The sequence below is a fragment of the Pelagivirga sediminicola genome (assembly GCF_003072125.1).
Classification (GTDB): domain Bacteria; phylum Pseudomonadota; class Alphaproteobacteria; order Rhodobacterales; family Rhodobacteraceae; genus Roseovarius; species Roseovarius sediminicola.
This window is the reverse complement of the sequence record NZ_QCYH01000006.1, coordinates 120,496-139,332: the sequence shown is the minus strand read 5'-3', so window position 1 is coordinate 139,332 and position 18,837 is coordinate 120,496. Positions and strand designations below refer to the sequence as shown.

17 protein-coding genes, 1 tRNA gene and 2 pseudogenes are annotated in these 18,837 nt (G+C 63.9%); 17 read left to right on the top strand and 3 right to left on the bottom strand.

All coding sequences use genetic code 11. From position 1 onward, the window contains the following. The first annotated feature begins 2 nt into the window (after window positions 1-2). The 8 genes and pseudogenes from DC366_RS11910 to DC366_RS20290 all read left to right on the top strand — a co-directional run. Window positions 3-956 (top strand): branched-chain amino acid ABC transporter permease, encoded by a 954-nt coding sequence (locus DC366_RS11910; RefSeq protein ID WP_207768702.1) that lies wholly within the window; start codon window positions 3-5, stop codon window positions 954-956. A 15-nt stretch (window positions 957-971) separates the two neighbouring features. Continuing rightward, a complete protein-coding gene (locus tag DC366_RS11905; protein WP_108692438.1) occupies window positions 972-2,147 on the top strand; it encodes an acyl-CoA dehydrogenase family protein in 1,176 nt (391 codons plus the stop codon). 19 nt (window positions 2,148-2,166) lie between these two features. Next, the gene (locus tag DC366_RS11900; RefSeq protein ID WP_108692437.1) at window positions 2,167-2,823 is read left to right on the top strand and encodes a TetR/AcrR family transcriptional regulator; all 657 of its coding nucleotides are present in this window, start codon (window positions 2,167-2,169) and stop codon (window positions 2,821-2,823) included. Then, a complete protein-coding gene (locus tag DC366_RS11895) occupies window positions 2,804-4,141 on the top strand; it encodes a phenylacetate--CoA ligase family protein (RefSeq protein ID WP_108692436.1) in 1,338 nt (445 codons plus the stop codon). The genes DC366_RS11900 and DC366_RS11895 overlap by 20 nt, the downstream gene beginning before the upstream one ends. Window positions 4,142-4,143: 2 nt before the next feature. Further along, window positions 4,144-5,253, top strand: a complete 1,110-nt coding sequence (locus tag DC366_RS11890) for a CoA transferase (protein WP_108692435.1) — start codon at window positions 4,144-4,146, stop codon at window positions 5,251-5,253. Further along, on the top strand, window positions 5,250-6,068 hold the full coding sequence (locus DC366_RS11885) for an SDR family NAD(P)-dependent oxidoreductase (RefSeq protein WP_108692434.1): 819 nt from the start codon (window positions 5,250-5,252) through the stop codon (window positions 6,066-6,068). The genes DC366_RS11890 and DC366_RS11885 overlap by 4 nt, the downstream gene beginning before the upstream one ends. Next, the gene (locus DC366_RS11880) at window positions 6,061-7,227 is read left to right on the top strand and encodes a CaiB/BaiF CoA transferase family protein (RefSeq protein WP_108692433.1); all 1,167 of its coding nucleotides are present in this window, start codon (window positions 6,061-6,063) and stop codon (window positions 7,225-7,227) included. The genes DC366_RS11885 and DC366_RS11880 overlap by 8 nt, the downstream gene beginning before the upstream one ends. A gap of 326 nt (window positions 7,228-7,553) precedes the next feature. Next, a pseudogene (locus DC366_RS20290) lies at window positions 7,554-7,676 on the top strand (IS5/IS1182 family transposase); the annotation flags it as partial. Between the two features lie 155 nt (window positions 7,677-7,831). Here the strand turns inward: DC366_RS20290 and DC366_RS11875 are convergent. Beyond that, window positions 7,832-7,915: transfer RNA gene (locus DC366_RS11875), tRNA-Leu, on the bottom strand. Window positions 7,916-8,091: 176 nt separating this feature from the next. Between DC366_RS11875 and DC366_RS11870 the strand changes: the two genes are divergently transcribed. Next, complete coding sequence (locus DC366_RS11870; protein ID WP_108692432.1) at window positions 8,092-8,589, top strand: Hint domain-containing protein; 498 nt, start codon at window positions 8,092-8,094, stop codon at window positions 8,587-8,589. A gap of 8 nt (window positions 8,590-8,597) precedes the next feature. On the opposite strand, the gene DC366_RS11865 is transcribed toward DC366_RS11870, so the two are convergent. Next, window positions 8,598-9,461, bottom strand: a complete 864-nt coding sequence (locus tag DC366_RS11865; protein WP_341476696.1) for an NAD(P)H-hydrate dehydratase — start codon at window positions 9,459-9,461, stop codon at window positions 8,598-8,600. A gap of 180 nt (window positions 9,462-9,641) precedes the next feature. Here DC366_RS11865 and DC366_RS11860 point away from each other — a divergent pair, with 180 nt between their 5' ends. The 8 genes and pseudogenes from DC366_RS11860 (at window position 9,642) to DC366_RS11825 (ending at window position 18,115) form a co-directional block, all read left to right on the top strand. Continuing rightward, window positions 9,642-9,980 (top strand): P-II family nitrogen regulator, encoded by a 339-nt coding sequence (locus DC366_RS11860; RefSeq protein ID WP_108692430.1) that lies wholly within the window; start codon window positions 9,642-9,644, stop codon window positions 9,978-9,980. 28 nt (window positions 9,981-10,008) lie between these two features. Then, window positions 10,009-11,415, top strand: coding sequence for a type I glutamate--ammonia ligase (gene glnA / locus DC366_RS11855; protein WP_108692429.1), 1,407 nt, complete (start codon window positions 10,009-10,011; stop codon window positions 11,413-11,415). A 159-nt stretch (window positions 11,416-11,574) separates the two neighbouring features. Beyond that, a pseudogene (gene dddP, locus DC366_RS11850) lies at window positions 11,575-12,917 on the top strand (dimethylsulfonioproprionate lyase DddP). A gap of 90 nt (window positions 12,918-13,007) precedes the next feature. Then, on the top strand, window positions 13,008-14,219 hold the full coding sequence (locus DC366_RS11845) for a bifunctional alpha/beta hydrolase/OsmC family protein (protein WP_108692428.1): 1,212 nt from the start codon (window positions 13,008-13,010) through the stop codon (window positions 14,217-14,219). 74 nt (window positions 14,220-14,293) lie between these two features. Then, entirely contained in the window at window positions 14,294-15,598 is a 1,305-nt protein-coding gene (gene purB / locus DC366_RS11840; RefSeq protein WP_108692427.1) for an adenylosuccinate lyase, read from the top strand. Window positions 15,599-15,677: 79 nt separating this feature from the next. Beyond that, window positions 15,678-15,836, top strand: coding sequence for an adenylosuccinate lyase (locus tag DC366_RS11835; protein WP_108692426.1), 159 nt, complete (start codon window positions 15,678-15,680; stop codon window positions 15,834-15,836). A gap of 104 nt (window positions 15,837-15,940) precedes the next feature. Further along, window positions 15,941-17,020 (top strand): flagellar motor switch protein FliG, encoded by a 1,080-nt coding sequence (locus tag DC366_RS11830; RefSeq protein WP_108692425.1) that lies wholly within the window; start codon window positions 15,941-15,943, stop codon window positions 17,018-17,020. Window positions 17,021-17,131: 111 nt separating this feature from the next. After that, entirely contained in the window at window positions 17,132-18,115 is a 984-nt protein-coding gene (locus tag DC366_RS11825; RefSeq protein ID WP_108692424.1) for a lysophospholipid acyltransferase family protein, read from the top strand. Here DC366_RS11825 and DC366_RS11820 read toward each other — a convergent pair. Next, complete coding sequence (locus DC366_RS11820) at window positions 18,107-18,829, bottom strand: DUF1223 domain-containing protein (RefSeq protein ID WP_108692423.1); 723 nt, start codon at window positions 18,827-18,829, stop codon at window positions 18,107-18,109. The two genes, DC366_RS11825 and DC366_RS11820, sit on opposite strands and share 9 nt — an antisense overlap. Window positions 18,830-18,837 lie beyond the last annotated feature (8 nt).

Here is an 18,837-nt window from a genome sequence, read left to right as displayed (position 1 = left end):
GGATGATGACACCCCTTTCATGGCTGATCGGCCTTGGTCTGATGCTGATCGCACCTGCTCTGCTCGGCGGGTCGGGCGCGGTTTATTCGGCCTTCGTTCTGATCGCGATCTTTGCCGTCATGTCTTATGGTCTTGATGTCATCGTGTCCGATCTGGGCGAGGTCAGTCTGGCGCATCCGGTGTTCTTTGCCGCTGGCGCCTATGCATCCGCCATCGGATCGTCGCGCTGGGGATTTGACCCCATTTCGACGCTGCTGCTGGCCATCGCTGCGGCCGCGATCATTGCCGCGGGTATCGGCATCGTCACGTTGCGGATGCGGGAGTTTGTTTTCTCGCTGGTGACTTACGCCGTCACGGTCGTCGGCATGACACTGGCCGCAAACTGGGCGTTTCTGGGCGGCTCAGACGGCATTACCGGCATTCCGGTGTTCAATATCTTTGGCTACAGCGCCCTGACCGACCGCGAATTGTGGCCGGTGGCGTGGCTGCTGCTGGTGGCCGCGCTCTATCTGGTGCGCTGTTTCCGCCGCTCACGGCTGGGCCAGGAGGCGATGACAGTGCATTTGAACCCGCGCCTTGCCACAATGTCGGGCATCGACCCGCACCGCGTGCGCATTCAGGTGTTCCTGTTCTCGGCGCCCATCACAGCGGCTGCCGGCTGGCTCTATTCCTACCAGCGCGCCTATATCAGCGCCGATGTCGTGGACATGTATTTCCTGATCCTGATGCTGACCGCCGTTGTTCTGATCGGGCGCCGCATTCTGTTGGCGCCGCTGATCGGGGTGGCGCTGATCCTGTGCCAAGAGAAATTCCTGTCCTTCGGCGGCTATGTCGACCGGATCATTCTGGGATCGGTTCTGATTGTCATCCTGTCTTTCATGCCACGCGGTCTGGCCGGACCCGCATTCGATATGCTGCGCTGGATCAAGCGCCGCGCCAAAAACATAAACACCTAAAAAGGAGCCACACCGGTGACTGTGATCTGGACCCCCAAGCTGACCGAAGAAGCGCAAAAATGGCATGATATTGCCGCGCGCCTCAGCGACGAGAAATTTGCACCGCTGGCCGAAGAGCTGGACCGCGATCAACGCTACCCGTGGGAGAGCATTGACGAGCTGGTGAACTCCGGCCTTGCCGGGCTGTTCATTCCGTCCGAATTCGGCGGCAGCGGCGCGCCACTGACGGCCACAATCGCGGCCGTTGAACGTGTGGCGATCGCCTGCTCTTCCACCGCCGCGATCCTGTGCGCCTGCCAGTTGGGCGCGTTTCCCGTCCTGCTGGGCGGGCGCGAGGAACAAAAGCACAAGTATCTGGGCGAGATGGCCAAGGGCACCGCCACCAGCTTTGCGCTGTCCGAACGCTCGACCGGGTCGGACGCCGCCGCCATCACCGCCACGGCGGAGCGTGAGGGCGAGGGTTGGCGCATCAAGGGCGAGAAATACTGGATCGGCAACGGCGGCGCCGCGCGCTACTACGTCGTCTTCGCCAAGACAGACCCGGACGCGGGCGGGCGCGGCATCACGGCCTTCATGGTCGACAAGGAGGCGGACGGCGTCAGCATTGACGAGCTGAACGACAAGATGGGTATTCGCGGCACGCAGACGTCAAACCTCAAGCTGGATACATGGGTGCCGGATGACGCCATGATCGGCGAAGAGGGCCGCGCGCTGCGTCTGGCACTGAAAACGCTGAACGTGGGGCGCATCATGGTGTCGGCGCAGTCACTGGGGCTGGCACTGGCGGCATATCGCACCGCTGCCAAACGCGCGGTCGAGCGGCATGCCTTTGGCGGGCCGATCATCGACAATCAGGGCATCGGTTTCAAACTGGCCGATCTGGCGACCGAAATTTCAGCCGCGCGCCTGATGCTATACGAGGCCGCGCGCGCCTATGACGCCGGCGAGGATGTGTCGAACCTTGGCGCGATGGCCAAGCTGTATACCTCCGAAGTATCGCACAAAGCGGCGGATGTGGCGGTGCAGGTCTGGGGCGGCTTTGGCTATTGCAAGCCCAATCTGGCCGAGCGGCTGTACCGCGACCAGCGGATTCTGGAGATTTACGAGGGCACATCCGAAATCCAGCGCCTTGTTCTGGCGCGCGCGGTGCGTAAAGACGTGGAAAAGGCAGCGCAAGAGGCGTCTGCCTGACCACAACCGGAGAGTATCCATGTCCCGCGCCCAGCCCACAACCGACGCCGCAACAGCCGCCCGCGAAGAAATTCTTCAGGCGGCAGCCGAGCTGTTCACCGATCTCGGCTATGCCTTGACGTCAATCGACGCCATCGCCGAACGGCTGGGCGCGACCAAGGGACGTGTCTATTACTACTTCAAAAGCAAGGCCGACATCTTCTTTGACATCCAGCGCGCCGCGATGGCCCGCCTGATGGCCGAGGTTGAACCCATCGCACGCAGCACCCTTGGCCCCGCTGACAAGCTGCGCGGCATGGCCGAGGCGCATCTGGGCATGCTGCTGGCAGATCTGCCGATACAAAAAGTGTCGGTGCAGGGGCTTGAGCGGTATCTGTTTCACTCCTCCGGCTATCGCTATGTCAATGAACTGCGCGAAATCAATCAGTTGCGCGACACCTACGAACAGATATTCGCCGAGGTCATAGATCAGGGCGCCCGCGAGGGGGTGTTCAGCGACATGCCCCCCCGTCTTTTAACCAAGCCGTTCTTTGGCGCATTGAACTGGGTCACGGTCTGGTATCGCCCGCGCAAATTACAGGACGCCCAAAGCAATCGCATGATCGTGGAAACACTGGTTTCCTTCGCCATGCAAGGTATTCAGAAGGAACCCGACCATGAGCCAAAATCAGGCTGAATTCCCCTATTCTGACACTGTCTGGGACGCGCGCGAGCTGTGGTCACGCGACCAGATTACCGCCTATCAAACCGAGCAGATGAAGGCGCAGCTGGTGCGCGTGGGCCGGACCAGCGCGCATTATAGCAAGGTGTTTGCCGAATGCGGTTTCGATCCCGCCAGCTTTACATCGCTTGATGATCTGCGCCGCTTGCCGCTGACGCGCAAGAAAGATTACGTTGCCGGTCTGGCCCAGGATCCGCCGTTTGGCACGTTCCGCGCGGTCGATGTGGCAGACGCGGTGCGCGTGCATTTTTCATCCGGCACCACCGCCGCACCCGCCCCTGTGCTGTGGAGCGCTTATGACGCGGATCGTTGGGCTGACCTTTATGCGCGGTACCTGTATGCGCAGGGCTTGCGCAAGACGGATGTGTTTCACTGCATGTTCGGCTATTCGTGGTTTGTCGGCGGCCTTGGCGCGACGATGGCGGCGCAAAAACTGGGTGCCCTGGTCATCCCCGGCGGATCGGTCGACACGCAGCGCCAGATTGACACCATCCTGCAATACAAGCCTCGCTGCGTCATCGGCACGCCCTCGTTCATGGCCCATATCGCAGAGGCGGCCATCGCCCGCGGCATTGATCTGGCCGACTCCAGCGTCGAGATGGTCTGCGTCGGCGGCGAGCCGGGCGCCAGCATCCCCGGCACCCGCGAAAAGATCGAGCGGCAATGGGGCGCCAAGATGTTCGACTGCTACGGCGCGCTGGAATGCCAGCCCATTGGCTGGGACACCGCTGCCCAGACCGGCCCGACACTGGCCGAAGATTTCATCCATGTCGAAATTCTGGACGCCAAGACGGACGAGCCTGTGCCCGACGGCACCCCCGGCGTGCTGGTCCTGACCCATCTGGACAAGGAAGCCTGTCCGCTGGTGCGCTGGTGGACCGGCGACATCGTGGTGCGCGACAGCACGCCCGCCCCCGACGGGCGCACGCATGCCCGGCTGGTCGGCGGCGTGCATGGGCGCGGCGACGATATGCTGATCGTACGGGGGGTGAACCTGTTTCCCAGCGCGGTCGAGGATGTCGTGCGCGCCCATCCCGGCACCACCAACGAATATGTTCTGGTCGTCAATGACAGCATGAAAGACCCCAACACCGGCATGCTGCGCCGCATCACCCTGCGGGTCGAGCGCGAGGATGCAGCCGACACGGGCTTGGGCGAGACGCTGAAAGCAGCGCTGCGCGCGCAACTGAATGTCAGCTTCGATGTCGAAGTGCTGGATGCCGGCACCCTGCCCCGCACCGTCCACAAGGCAACCCGCGTCGTGAAGGAGTAGCCATGAGCACGCCCAGCCCCACGCCCAAGCCCCTGACAGGACGCCGCGTGATCGAATTCACGCAGTTCATCGCAGGCCCGACCGCAGGTCAGCTTCTGGCGGATTTCGGCGCCGAAGTGATCAAGCTGGAGCCTGCGCGCGGCGACGGATCGCGCGAATTGCCGGGAACGGAGTTTGGCAGCGCTTATTTCAGGTGCTTCAACACCGGCAAGACCAGCCTTGTCGTCGATATGAGCACCGACGAGGGGCGCGCGCAAATGGAGGCGTTGCTGGCGGATGCCGATGCGCTTTTGTGCAACCTTGCACCCGGCACCCTGCGCAAGCTGGGTCTGGACGCCGACAGCCTGCGCGCGCGTCACCCACATCTGGTCATCACCTTGATTTCCGGATTTGGCCAACAGGACGATCGCACCTGCATGGACACGATCGCGCAATGCGAAAGCGGATTTGCCTGGATGAACGGCAATCTGGACGGCACGCCGCGCGTGTCCTCCAGCTGGCCGGTGGATTTCTACTCGGGGCTCTATGCCTCATACGCCACGGCCATGGCGCTGCTGGACCCGGCGACGACAGGCACAGTCATTGACATGACGATGATGGAGGTGGCCTCGGCCATGCTGCTGGGTCCGGCTGCAATCCTGGTGATGGAGGGCGCGCAGATCGGCCAGCCATCGGGCAACCGCGATCGCGCGTCCGCGCCCTCAGGCGTCTATGCCTGCGCGGACGGGCATGTTTATATCTACGGCGGGCTGGATGTCTATTGGGCGCGGCTACGCCCCATCGTCGGCGGCGAGGACGCCCCAAAAGACGAGCGGCTGGCCCGCGCTGATGCCTTTGACGAGATGATCGAAAGCTGGACCCGTCAGCACAGTGTCGAGCATGTGCTGGCACAGCTTGGCCCATGCGGCATTCCCGCGGGCGCCGTGCGCCAGCCAGCAGATGGTATCGCGCGCATTCGGGCGATGCGCCCCGGCGGCGGCGCCGAAGCCTTACCAACGGGCGAGCATGTCCCCAGCTTCCCCGCCCTTTTCGACGGCGCGCGCATTGCCCGCACGCCTGCGCCACCACTTGGCGGCGCCCCCCGCAATTCCAGCAAAGGATCACCCTCATGAGCGTTTCTGATTTCACACCGCAGCCGGTTCTTCGCGACGATATTTTCAACGGACAGGGCGCCGTTGTCAGCGGCGCAGGCAGCGGTATTGGCCGCGCCATTGCCCTGCGCCTGTGCGCACTTGGAATGGCCGTAACCGGCTTTGGCCGCCGCGAAGACGCGCTGAAGGAAACCGCCGATCTGGCCGCCGATATGCCCGGCAGCTTTGATTTCGAGGCGCTGAATGTGCGCGATACCGAGGCGCTGGACGCCGCGATGGCCCGCTCCGGGGACCGGCACGGCATCAACCTGCTGGTAAACAATGCCGGCGGCCAGTTCTTTGCGCCCGCAACCAAGATCAGCCGCAAGGGTTGGGATTCCGTGCTGGACCTGAACCTGAGCGCCGTCTTTTCCGCGACAAAGTCCGCCTATCCCTATCTCAAGGCGGCGCAGGGCGCGGTCGTCAACATCTCGCTTTCGGGTATCGACCGCGGGTCGATGGGGCTGGCTCATTCCGTCGCCGCGCGCGCCGGGGTGCTGGGACTGACCCGCACATTGGCGCTGGAATGGGCCGGGGATGGCATCCGTCTGAATTGCCTTGGCCCCGGCACCGTGGTGACCGCCGGCCTGTCGGACGAGGCCGCGCGCCAGATGCTGGACAGCCTTGTCGCGGCCACCCCCATGGGCCGCACCACCAGCGTTGAGGAGGTCGCAGAGCTGACCGCCTTTCTGGCCAGCCCGGCGGGCGCGCTGATGACCGGCCAGCTGATCCAGATTGACGGCGCCGCACATCTGGGGCCGGGCCTACACATGATAGATGGTGGCAGCAATGAGTGATCCTGCCCTCACTGGTATTCGCGTTCTTGACCTGTCGCGCGTCCTTGCCGGCCCCAGTTGCACCCAGACGCTGGCCGATCTGGGAGCAGAGGTCTGGAAGATCGAAAACCCGGCCGCCGGCGACGACACGCGCGGCTGGATGCCGCCCGAGCTGGACGGCGAGTCGACCTATTTCATGTGCTGCAACCGTTCAAAGAAATCCGTTGCTATCGATCTGAAATCGCCCGAGGGGCAGCAAACGCTGCGGCGCCTCGCCGCCAAGGCGGACGTGCTGGTTGAAAACTTCAGGTCGGGCGCGCTGGCGGCCTTCGGGCTGGATCCCGAGACGCTTGCGAAGGTGAATCCGCGGCTGATCTACTGCTCGGTCTCAGGCTATGGGCGCAGCGGCCCACGCGCCGATGAGGGCGGCTATGACTTCACCATTCAGGCCGAAAGCGGCCTGATGGCCATCACCGGCCAGCCGGACGGCGCGCCGATGAAGCTGGGCGTTGCAATTTCCGATCTGGTCACCGGAATGAATGCGGTGCAGGCCATTCTCGCCGCGATCATCGCGCGCGAACGGACCGGCCGGGGCCAGCATCTGGACATTGCTCTATTCGATTCCGCCGTCGCGCTGCTGGCCAACGTGGCATCTGGTTATCTTCAGACTGGCAGGCAGAGCCCGCGCTACGGCAACGCCCATGCAACGGTGGTGCCCTATCAGCTGTTTGGCACGGCCGACGGAACGCTGGCGCTGGCATGCGGCAACGACGGGCAATTCCGCGCCCTATGCAAGGACGTGCTGGGCCTGCCCGATCTGCCGGACGATCCGCGCTATACCCGCAACCGCGAGCGCGTGAACAACCGCGATACGCTGATCCCGATTCTGGAAGCCGCTTTTCAGACGCGGGATACCGCAGATTGGTTGACCGATCTCAAGGCGGCCAAAGTACCGGGCGGCAAGGTCCGCACAGTATCCGAGGTATTCACATCACCCGACGTCATAGAGCGGGGCATGATTGCCGAAGTGCCGGACGCACAGCATGGCACGCTGCGGCTGGTTCAGTCACCCTTGCGGTTCTCAGACACACCGGTGCGCGCGCCGGTCGCGCCGCCGCGCCTGGGTGAACACACAGACGAGGTTCTGCGCTGGCTTGACGAAGATCGCGGCGCAGGCTGAACACGGACCTTCCCGAAGCTGTTAAAAATTTCAAGCCGTGGAATTTTCTCCACAGATTGCGCCCAGCACAGCACCTATCATATCGACCTGCTTAAGCGGCGCTGCCGATCTTGATCGCTGGCATGGCATGAGCCAAGGCGTTTTTGGGAAGGATGGCAGGCGCAGCAAGCCCACTTCGCACAGCGACGGGCGCCGGGCGACTTGAGAAGGCAGTAGTTATGGTTTTCAAAGGGCTATGTTGTACCAATTTCGTGAGAAATTCATCCTGTGAATCCAGTGCGGTAGCTGGAGAACATGAGCAGTCTTAATCCGCCGGCCTACACCACCACCTCCTGATCGATAGTGTCGGCATCAAGGTCGAGGGTGACGGCGTGTGGAACACCGGCAAATATGGCGATGCCAGGCGGCGGGTTTGGCGCAAGGTCCACCTCGGGATGGAGGAGGAAAGCCAATCACCTCCAGGGTCGAAGCGGGCAACGCGGCGCTGCGATCATTAAGAACGGAACAAGATCAGAACAAGAATGTGCGAAACCGAGTGCGAAACTTTCGCTTAGGTCAAGCCAGGAGCGGCTCAAGACATATATAAAGCACAATGAAATCAAAATGGTGCGGGTGAAGGGACTCGAACCCCCACGCCAAAGGCGCCAGAACCTAAATCTGGTGCGTCTACCAGTTCCGCCACACCCGCACGCCGCCGCGAGCCGAAGGCACGCAGCACCAAGCCCTCCTAACGCAGTGCAAGCGCCGAGGCGAGGGTAAAATCGTCACGGGCGCGGGCTCGATATGAAAAATCGGCGACATTAACGAAATGTTCAGATATGCTCGACCTAATAACGAGCAGATATAAAAACACGGACATACGCCATGACGCCGAAAACGGCCGGGCGCGATCACGGGCAAGCTTCCCTTGAGGCCCCTTTGCAACCTGCCGGAGTGCTCTCCGGCAGCATCGTTCTCACGCTGGACGGCGAGATGCCGGTCGAGCATCTTTTGCCGGGGGACCGCGTCATCACGCGGGACAGCGGCGTCGCCGTCCTGTCATCTGTGCATCGCCACCAGTTGCGCACGCGGGCGGTGCGGGTGATGGCCGGATCGCTGGGCGACACGCGCCCCGATCGTGATGTCCTGCTGCCCGAGGATCAGCAGATCCTGATCCGCGACTGGCGCGCGCAGGCATTGTTCGGGCGACGCCAGATGGCGGCGCGCATTGGCGCGCTGGTGGACGGCGAGTTCATAACATCCGAGGGAGTGCAGACCATGGTGCTGCACGAGCTGCGCTTTGACGCGCCGCATGTCGTTTATATCGACGGGCTCGAGATGGTAGCACCTGCCATTCGCAAGATGCAGCAAAAGGCGGCCTGACCGGCCTGTCAGACACCCAGGCTTGCCAGAACCGCAGGCAGCGCTTCGGGCAGGTCTTCGGCAATCAGCCCCGGACCGCAATGGCGCCCGCAAGCGGCGTGCAGCCAGACAGCGCTTCGCGCCGCTGCATAAGGGCCCTGCCCGCGGGCCAGCAATCCGGCGATCATCCCTGCCAGAACGTCGCCGGCGCCCGCGGTCGCCAGCCAGGGCGCGGCGTCATCGCCGCGTGCGCTGTGGACGGCGCACTCGCCGCTTGGGGCGGCGACCAGCGTATCGGGCCCCTTCAGCACGATGGTGCAGCCCGCGCGCCGCGCCGCCGTGCGGAGAATCGCAGCGCGCGCTGCCAGCGGCGCCATCTCCAGCGCGTCCGCCAGATCCGGAAAGAGCCGGGCAAACTCGCCGCCATGCGGCGTCAGCACGCAGGCCGGATGCAGCATATCAAAGAGCGCGCCGTCCCGACCGATCGCCGTCAGCGCATCGGCATCCAGCACGGATGGCCGCGCGGCGCCCAGTGCCTCCGGCAGCAGCGCCGCCGCGCGTGCCACGCCCAAACCCGGCCCGGCGCAGAGCACGCTGATCCGCGCATCGTTCAACGCGTCACTCAGCGCCGCGGCATCCGGCACGCGCAGCAGCATGATGGCCGTGACCTGCGCCGATACCTCCATCTGCGCCGCGGGCGGCACGCCCAGCGTGACCAGCCCCGCGCCGATGCGCAGCGCGCCCCGCGCCGCAAGCCGTGCCGCGCCGGTCTGTCCCGGCCCGCCCGACAGCACCAATGCGTGACCATGCTGGTATTTATGCGCATCCGGCAGCTTGCGCAGCGCGTCGATCTGGTCCGCTGCCATCGTATTCTGGTCTGGAATATCGCTCACATGTCCTCCGCCGCGTTGCCGTCACCGAATTGCAGATATTTCCGGCAGCCTGCTTAAATTTTAGGCACTCCCGAAAATATTCCGGCCGCTCCCCGCCACATGGGCGGCCCTCGTGTTGAGCCGCCCGCCCTTTCATGGTCTGACATGCACCCAGATCAGGCATGCCAAGGAGCCCCGATAATGAAGAAGATCGAAGCGATCATCAAACCGTTCAAGCTGGACGAGGTGAAAGAGGCGCTGCAGGACGCCGGCATCCAGGGGCTGAGCGTCATCGAAGTCAAGGGATTTGGCCGCCAGAAGGGCCATACCGAGCTGTATCGTGGCGCGGAATATGTCGTTGATTTTCTGCCCAAGGTGAAGATCGAGGTGGTGCTGGACGACGATCAGGTCGACGGCGCCATCGAGGCGATCATCGACGCCGCCAAGACCGACAAGATCGGCGACGGCAAGATCTTTGTCAGCCCCGTCGAACAGGCCATCCGCATCCGCACCGGCGAGTCCGGCTCGGACGCGCTGTAACACTGGAAATCCAAGAGGAATTATTAAAATGAGCGCATCTGACCTGCTCGATACCATCAAGGAAGAGGACGTCGAATATGTCGACATCCGTTTCACCGACCCGCGCGGCACGCTGCAGCATGTGACCATCGCCGTCGATCTGGTGGATGAGGATTTCATCGAGGAAGGCTTCATGTTCGACGGCTCTTCCATCGCCGGGTGGAAATCCATCGAGGCCTCGGACATGAAGCTGATGATGGACACAGCCACCGCCTATATCGATCCCTTCTATGCCGAAAAGACGATCTGCGTGCATTGCACCGTGGTCGAGCCGGACACGGGCGAACCCTATGACCGCGACCCGCGCGGCACCGCTGAAAAGGCCGAGGCGTATCTGAAGTCCTCAGGCATCGGCGACACCGCCTTCATGGGCCCCGAGGCCGAATTCTTCCTGTTCGACGACGTGCGGTTTTCCAACACCATCAACAAGGTGTCCTACGAGGTCGATGCGCAGGACGGCAGCTGGAACACCGACACCGAATACGAGATGGGCAACATGGGCCACCGCCCCGGCCTGAAGGGCGGGTATTTCCCGGTCAATCCGACCGATGACGCGCATGACATCCGCAGCGAAATGCTGTCGACCATGAAGCGCCTCGGCATGAAGATCGACAAGCATCACCATGAGGTCGGATCGTGCCAGCACGAGCTGGGGTTGATCTTCGGCACGCTGACCACGCAGGCCGACGAGATGATGAAATACAAGTATGTCATCCACAACGTCGCGCAGGCCTATGGCAAATCGGCCACCTTCATGCCCAAGCCGATCTATGGCGACAATGGGTCAGGGATGCATGTCAACATGTCGATCTGGAAGGACGGCAAGCCGCTGTTCGCGGGCGACAAATACGCCGATCTCAGCCAGGAGGCGCTGTGGTTCATCGGGGGCATCCTGCGCCATGCGAAATCGCTGAACGCCTTCACCAACCCCACGACCAACAGCTACAAGCGGCTGGTTCCCGGCTTCGAAGCCCCCGTTCTGCTGGCCTATTCGGCGCGCAATCGCTCGGGCTGCGTGCGTATTCCGTGGACCGAAAGCCCCAAGGCCAAGCGGGTCGAGGCGCGTTTTCCCGATCCGGCGGCCAACCCCTACCTGTGCTTTTCCGCGCTGCTGATGGCCGGGCTTGACGGGATCAAGAACAAGATCGATCCCGGCGAGGCGATGGACAAGAACCTTTATGATCTGCCCGCCGAAGAGCTGAAGGACATCCCCACAGTCTGCGGCAGCTTGCGCGAGGCGATGGAGGCGCTGCAGGCCGATCACGACTATCTGCTGGCCGGCGATGTCTTCACCAAGGGCCAGATCGAGGGCTATGTCACGCTGAAGATGGCCGAGGTGCTGAAATACGACCAGACGCCGCATCCGGTGGAATTCGGGATGTATTACAGCTGCTGATGACCGGGTGACCAAAATCGGGGAGCGGGCGGAAACGCCCGCTCCCTTCGTTTTGCGCGGATTGCAGGGTAAAAACCGGCGCCCATGTCGCAAACGGGACCGACAGGGCCGCGGCATCTGCACCACGCTGGGAGCGTGTCACAGGTCCGTAGCCATCCCATGAACACGCATTACAGCAGCACGCGCAAGATCGACCCGACTCGCGGCGCGCGGCTGGGGGACAACACGCCCAATGATGCCGACCGGGTCGAAATCGGGCCGACGCGGCTGGCTTATGCCGAGTGGGAGGCGGCGGGGCTGGACCTGCCCGATCTGCAGGAAATGCGGCGCTATCGCTGGCAGCGGCTGACGCGGTTCGTCACCGATCGCGGGCTGGCCGGGCTTCTGGTCTTCGATCCGCTGAACATCCGTTATGCGACCGACAGCACCAATATGCAGCTTTGGAACACGCACAATCCGTTCCGTGCGGTGCTGCTCTGTGCCGATGGCTACATGGTGATCTGGGACTATAAGAACTCGCCTTTTCTCAGCGAATTCAACCCCCTGGTGCGCGAACAGCGAAGCGGCGCCGACCTGTTCTATTTCGACCGGGGCGACAAGGTGGACGTCGCCGCCGATGTCTTCTCGAACGAAGTGCGCCGTCTCTTGGCCGAGCATGCGCCCGGCCACACGCGCCTTGCGGTGGACAAGATCATGCTGCACGGCCTGCGCGCGCTGGCGGCGCAGGGGCTGCAGATCCTCCCCGGCGAGGAGCTGACCGAGAAGTGCCGCGCCGTCAAAGGCCCGGACGAGATCCGCGCGATGCGCTGCGCGTCCCACGCCTGCGAGGTGGCCGTGCGCGCGATGGAGGATGCCGCCCGCGCCGGTGTGCCGGGCGGCGCGATGTCCGAGGATGACATCTGGGCCGTGTGCATGCCGAGAACATCCGCCGCGGCGGCGAGTGGATCGAAACGCGGCTGCTGACCTCCGGCCCGCGCACGAACCCGTGGTTTCAGGAATGCGGCGGCCGTATCGTGCAGCCGAACGAGATCGTGGCATTCGACACCGACCTGATCGGCAGCTATGGAATCTGCGTCGATATCAGCCGCACCTGGTGGATCGGCGATGCCAGACCGCGCCCCGACATGATCGCCGCCATGCAGCACGGGATCGAACATATGCACACCAACATGGCGCTTCTGCGCCCCGGCATCACCGTGCCCGAACTCACCGAGCGCGCGCACCGCCTGGCGCCGCAGTATCAGCGCGGCAAATACGGCTGCCTGATGCATGGCGTCGGGCTGTGCGATGAATGGCCACTGGTGGCCTATCCCGATCAGGCGGTGCTGGGCGCCTTCGACTACCCTTTGGAGCCGGGCATGACCCTGTGCGTCGAGGCGTTGATCAGCCCCGAGGGCGGCGATTTTTCCATCAAGCTGGAGGATCAGGTGCTGATAACCGAAGACGGGTATGAGAACCTGACACATTATCCGTTCGATCCGGTGCTGACAGGGGATCGCTAACTCACCTTGCCGTGAAAAATGCCGCGAAGGGGGTGCAACCCGGCGGCGCGATGCCTAATCTGCGGGCATGCACTGACAAGGACCGCGCCCATGCCCACGGAACGTTTCACCTTTGCCGGACACGACGGCGCGGACCTGGCCGCGCGGTTGGACCTGCCCAAGGGGCCGCATCTGGCGACCGCGCTGTTTGCGCATTGCTTCACCTGCTCCAAGGATGTCCACGCCGCGCGCCGCATCGCCGCGCGGCTGGCCGGGGCGGGCATTGCCGTGCTGCGGTTTGATTTCACCGGGCTGGGCCATTCGGGCGGCGAGTTCGAGAACACCACCTTCACCAGCAATGTCGAGGATCTGGAGCTTGCGGCCAAGGCGCTGGAGGCGCGCGGCATGGCGCCGGGCCTGCTGATCGGTCACTCGCTCGGCGGCGCGGCGGTGCTGCGCGTGGCGCGCCGAATCCCGTCGGTGCGCGCGGTTGCCACCATCGGCGCGCCCTTCGATCCGGGCCATGTCACGCGCAACTTCGAGGGCGCGCTGGACGAGATCGCGGCTCATGGCGCCGCCGAGGTCAATCTGGGCGGCCAGCCGGTGCGCATCGGCCGGGCCTTTGTCGAGGACGTCAAGGGCGAGGCGCTGGCGCCCGAGATCGCGGGGCTTAAGGCCGCGCTGCTGGTGCTGCACGCGCCCCGCGACGCGGTGGTCGGCATCGACAATGCCGCGCGCATCTTTGTCGCCGCGAAACACCCCAAAAGCTTTGTCACTCTGGGCGATGCCGACCACCTGATCACCCGCGCCAGCGACGCCGAATATGCCGCCGAGGTCATCGCCACATGGGCCACGCGCTATCTGGACCTGCAAAAACCCGCCCCGCCCCCCGGCGCGCCCGAAGGCGTCGTGCGCGTGACCGAGGCGGACGCGGAGGGTTTCTTGCAGGACATCAACTCCGGCCCGCGCCATCACGCGCTCGCGGACGAGCCGCTGGCCTATGGCGGCACCGATAGCGGCATGTCGCCCTATGGCTTTCTGTCGGCGGGGCTTGGCGCCTGCACGTCCATGACGATCCGCATGTATGCGCGGCGCAAGGAGTGGCCGCTCGATCACGTGCGCGTCGATGTGTGCCATGACAAGGTCCATGCGCAGGACGCGGGCGACGCCAGCCCCGCCAAGGTCGATCAGTTCACGCGCGTCGTCTACATAGAGGGCGATCTGAGCGACGATCAGCGCGCGCGCCTGCTGGAGATCGCCGACAGATGCCCGGTGCACCGCACGCTCGAAGCGACCTCGCAGATCGTCACGCGCGCGGGTTAGGCCGCGCCTTGGCATCGGGGGCGGCGCGCGATAAACCCCGCGCATCCCGTTCCCAACCGCCAGAGGCCGATGCCATGATTCCCCGCTATTCCCGCCCCGAAATGGTCGCCATCTGGTCGCCCGAAACCAAGTTCCGCATCTGGTTCGAGATCGAGGCGCATGCCTGCGACGCCATGGCCGATCTGGGCGTCATCCCGCGCGAGAATGCCGAGGCCGTCTGGAAGGCGAAGGACGTGGAATTCGACGTCGCCCGCATCGACGAGATCGAGGCCGTGACCAAGCATGACGTCATCGCCTTTCTCACCCATCTGGCCGAGCATGTCGGCAGTGACGAGGCGCGTTTCGTGCATCAGGGCATGACGTCTTCGGACGTGCTGGACACCTGTTTCAACGTTCAGCTGGTGCGCGCCAGCGACATCCTGATCGACGACATGAAGGCGCTGCTGGCCGCCCTCAAGCGCCGCGCGTATGAACACAAGGATACGGTCCGCATCGGCCGCAGCCACGGCATTCATGCCGAGCCGACGACGATGGGCCTGACCTTCGCGCGCTTCTACGCCGAGATGGACCGCAACCTGAACCGTCTGGAAAAAGCCCGCTACGAGATCGCCACCGGCGCCATCTCTGGCGCCGTCGGCACCTTCGCCAATATCGACCCGGCGGTCGAGGAGCATGTCTGCAAGCAATTGGGGCTGGAGCCCGAGCCGATCAGCACGCAGGTCATTCCGCGCGACCGCCACGCGGCGTTCTTCGCCGCGCTCGGCGTCGTCGCCAGCAGCATCGAGAACATCGCCATCGAGATTCGCCACATGCAGCGCACCGAGGTTCTGGAGGCCGAGGAGTTCTTCAGCGCCGGTCAAAAGGGCTCGTCAGCGATGCCCCACAAGCGCAACCCGGTGTTGTCGGAAAACCTGACCGGTCTTGCCCGCCTTGTTCGCATGGCGGTGGTTCCCGCGATGGAAAACGTGGCACTCTGGCACGAGCGCGACATCTCGCATTCCTCGGTCGAGCGCAACATTGGCCCCGACGCCACCATCACGCTCGATTTCGCCCTCGCGCGGCTCACGGGCCTAGTGGACAAGCTGGTGATCTATCCCGACAACATGCTGGCCAACATGCATAAATTCCGCGGCCTCGTCATGTCGCAGCGCGTTCTGCTGGCACTCACGCAGGCCGGTGTCAGCCGCGAGGATGCCTATAAGCTGGTCCAGCGCAACGCGATGAAGGTCTGGGAAGAAGGCCGCGATTTCAAAACCGAGCTGCTTGCGGATGAGGACGTGCTGAAGGCGCTGAGCGCCGCGCAGATCGAGGAGAAATTCGATCTCGGCTATCACACCAAACATGTCGACACGATTTTCAAACGCGTCTTTGGCGAGTGATTTTGCGAAAAAGTGATTAGGCAGCGGTGGCGCTTTGGCGCTACCCTCGCGTCACCTTTCCTCAAAAGGAGACCTCGCCATGAAGATCCTGACACTCGCCGCCCTGCTGGCGCTGGCCCCCACCCTGTCGCTCGCGATGGGGTGCGATCACGGCAAGAAAAGCACGCAGGCCATGACCTGCGCGGCCGGCACCACCTATGATGCCGATACCAAGGCATGTCTGCCGATCAGCAGCTGATGCCGCGCGGCCTGCGCAAAAGATCACGGGCGGCGTTCACGCTTTAGACCTTTCTTCACTCTTCCGGACGTATGATCGTCGAAACGTCCGGAACGAGGGATGGAATGAGTCAGCCAAAACCGCTTGCCCGCATCGCGCCGCAGGCTCCGCCACCGCCTGCCCCAACCGCCGCGCGTCTTACGCGCAAGCAAAAGGCGGCCATCATCGTGCGGTTCCTGATCAATGAGGGCGCCGAAGTGTCCCTGTCAGAGCTGCCCGACGCGTTGCAGGCCACGTTGACCACGCAAATGGGGTCCATGCGATATGTGGACCGCGCCACGCTGATCGGCGTCGTGAACGAATTCGCGGCCGAGCTTGAGGGGATGGGGCTGACATTTCCGCATGGCATGGCCGGTGCGCTCACTGCGCTGGACGGGCGAATCAGCCCGCAGACCGCCTCGCGCCTGCGCAAGGAGGCGGGCGTGCGCCAGTTCGGCGATCCGTGGGAGCAGGTGCGCGCCGCCGATCTGGATGATCTGGTCCCGATCGTCATGGCCGAAAGCACCGAGGTGGCCGCCGTCATGCTGTCCAAGCTCGACGTCACGCGCGCCGCCGATCTGCTCAGCCGGTTGCCGGGCGACCGCGCGCGCCGCGTCACATTCGCGATATCGCAGACCGGCGGTGTTACGCCCGCCGCGGTGGACCGCATCGGCCTGTCGCTTGCCGCGCAACTGAACGATATACCGCAGGCCGCCTTCGAGGATGGTCCGGCCAATCGGATCGGCGCCATCCTGAATTCAACGCCGTCCGCGCTGCGCGATGCCGTTCTCGACGGGCTCGACGCCGACGATCAGGATTTTGCGGCAGAGGTGCGCCGCACGATATTCACCTTCGCAAACGTGCCCGCGCGCGTGAACCCGGTCGACATTCCGAAAGTGACCCGCGAGGTCGACGCCGCGGTGCTGGTGACGGCGCTGGCCGCGGCATCGGCGGGCGATCTTGGGCACGTGACCGAATTCATACTGGAGAACATGTCGCGCCGCATGGCGGACGCCTTGCGCGAAGAAATGGAGGAACTGGGCCGCGTCAAACCAAAGGACGGCGAGGAGGCGATGACGCAGGTGGTCAACGCGGTTCGGCGCCTTGCCGCCTCTGGCGAGGTGACGCTGGTGGAGCCGGATGAGGAGGGTAGCGAGGAAGCGTGATCGCAGCTGTGGCGGCGCCGAAGGCCCGCGTGCACCGGGCCGCTCGCGGCTTGTGATCGCGGCACTGTCGCTCTATGTCTGCCCGATCATGCCAGACAGACGGTGACTTACATGAGCGATACAAAGGATCCGGCCATCACGCGCCTTGGCGAGTATATCGTCAGTCTGCTTCTGCGCGCGCCGATCGCGCTTGCGGGGCTCATGCCTTACGCATGGCGCATCCCCGCGCTTGGCTGGATGACGGCGCGTATCGTGGCGCCCTTGGCCGGCTACTCGCGGCGCGTGAAGGAAAACCTGGCCTTCGTGCGGCCGGACCTGCCCGGCGCGCAGGTGCGGCATTTGATGCGCGCTGTCCCGGATAATGCCGGACGCAACATGATGGAGATGTATTCGGCATCCGAATTTGCCGCCCGCGCGCGCCACTCCCCCGTCACCGGACCCGGCCTGCCCGCCATCGAGCGCGCGCGCGCCGAGGGCCGCCCGGTCATCTTCGTCACCGGCCATCTGGGCAGCTTCAACGCCGCGCGCGTCGCGATGGTCGAGCAGGGCTTTGAAATGGGTGTGTTTTATCGCCCGATGAAGAACCGCTATTTCAACGTTCATTATACCAAGGCGATGGGTGCCCTCAGCCAACCGATGTTCGAACAGGGGCGCCGCGGCATGGTCCAGATGACCAAGCATCTGCGCAGTGGCGGCGTTCTGGCCATTCTGAACGATCTTAACGCCCATGGCGGCGTGCCGCTGGATTTTTTCGGCAAACCGGCCCTGACCTCGCTGGTGACGGCGGAATTGGCCTTGAAATTTGACGCCCCGCTCGTGCCGGTATGGGGAATCAGGCGGGCCAATGGCCTTGATTTCGACATTCACGTCGAAGAGCCCATTGCACCGGGCGATCCGGTTGACATGACCCGCGAATTCAATGCGCGGCTTGAGGCGCAGGTCCGGGCACACATGGATCAGTGGTTCTGGATTCACCGGCGCTGGAAGGACGGCACCGGCGAGATGGCGGACCGCGGCGCGGAACGGATCAGCGCCCAGCCCAGCGGCGCACCGGACGACACGGACGCGCCTGCCAGCAGCACATCTCTAACGTAACAGCGCCACCGCCTCGACCGGGCCGAAGGCGGGTTGCTGCACGATAACGACAACCGGTTCATCCCCGTCCGAGCGCAGCTTCATCGACAATGGCTGCCGTGGATCCCACTGGCCGATGCTGCGCAGGTCCGTCACTATGTTGGCATAGCTATAGGTCTGCCCGGCATTTTCGCCGTGATCGATCGCCACATCCTGCTGCGGAATGAACCGTGCCAGCAGAACGTCCATCGGCGCGTCAGTTCCGGTCAGCGCCTGCGCGGATATGATGATGTCCCCGCTCTCGCGCCGCACCTCCAGCGCAACGGTCGGCGGCGCGGCCAGATGGCGCTCGATCAACGCGTTCACGTCCTGAGGGCGGTTGCCGACGACGTCTTCCTTGCCACCAATGATCATCTGGGGCGTATAGACCATGCGCCGCCCGCTCGCGTCCGCGTACCCATACTGGCGCTTGGTGTGGGCGGCCTTGCCGAACACGTCGTCAAAGATATAGTCCCAATAATCGACATGCAGCGCCAGTGCGACGACATCGTCGCGCGCCGCCAACTGATGCATGAACGCATCTGCCGGCGGGCAGGACGCGCAGCCTTGCGAGGTGAAGAGTTCCACCAGCACCGGCTGCTCTGCAAAGCTCTCGTCGCTGGCTGCCACAGGCGTCTCGGCCCAGAGGGGCGCCGCCAGGATCATGGCAGCAAATGTTGCGGCGACTGAACGCATCGGTTTGT

Bases quoted from the DNA above. Each gene is read 5' to 3' on its own strand.
- glnA (WP_108692429.1), top strand. From the start codon at position 10,009: ATGAGCGCATCTGACCTGCTCGATACCATCAAGGAAGAGGACGTCGAA.
- DC366_RS11870 (WP_108692432.1), top strand. From the start codon at position 8,092: ATGACGCCGAAAACGGCCGGGCGCGATCACGGGCAAGCTTCCCTTGAG.
- purB (WP_108692427.1), top strand. From the start codon at position 14,294: ATGATTCCCCGCTATTCCCGCCCCGAAATGGTCGCCATCTGGTCGCCC.
- DC366_RS11890 (WP_108692435.1), top strand. From the start codon at position 4,144: ATGAGCACGCCCAGCCCCACGCCCAAGCCCCTGACAGGACGCCGCGTG.
- DC366_RS11860 (WP_108692430.1), top strand. From the start codon at position 9,642: ATGAAGAAGATCGAAGCGATCATCAAACCGTTCAAGCTGGACGAGGTG.
- DC366_RS11835 (WP_108692426.1), top strand. From the start codon at position 15,678: ATGAAGATCCTGACACTCGCCGCCCTGCTGGCGCTGGCCCCCACCCTG.
- DC366_RS11885 (WP_108692434.1), top strand. From the start codon at position 5,250: ATGAGCGTTTCTGATTTCACACCGCAGCCGGTTCTTCGCGACGATATT.
- DC366_RS11830 (WP_108692425.1), top strand. From the start codon at position 15,941: ATGAGTCAGCCAAAACCGCTTGCCCGCATCGCGCCGCAGGCTCCGCCA.
- DC366_RS11910 (WP_207768702.1), top strand. From the start codon at position 3: ATGATGACACCCCTTTCATGGCTGATCGGCCTTGGTCTGATGCTGATC.
- DC366_RS11880 (WP_108692433.1), top strand. From the start codon at position 6,061: ATGAGTGATCCTGCCCTCACTGGTATTCGCGTTCTTGACCTGTCGCGC.
- DC366_RS11825 (WP_108692424.1), top strand. From the start codon at position 17,132: ATGAGCGATACAAAGGATCCGGCCATCACGCGCCTTGGCGAGTATATC.
- DC366_RS11820 (WP_108692423.1), bottom strand. From the start codon at position 18,829: ATGCGTTCAGTCGCCGCAACATTTGCTGCCATGATCCTGGCGGCGCCC.
- DC366_RS11895 (WP_108692436.1), top strand. From the start codon at position 2,804: ATGAGCCAAAATCAGGCTGAATTCCCCTATTCTGACACTGTCTGGGAC.
- DC366_RS11845 (WP_108692428.1), top strand. From the start codon at position 13,008: ATGCCCACGGAACGTTTCACCTTTGCCGGACACGACGGCGCGGACCTG.
- DC366_RS11900 (WP_108692437.1), top strand. From the start codon at position 2,167: ATGTCCCGCGCCCAGCCCACAACCGACGCCGCAACAGCCGCCCGCGAA.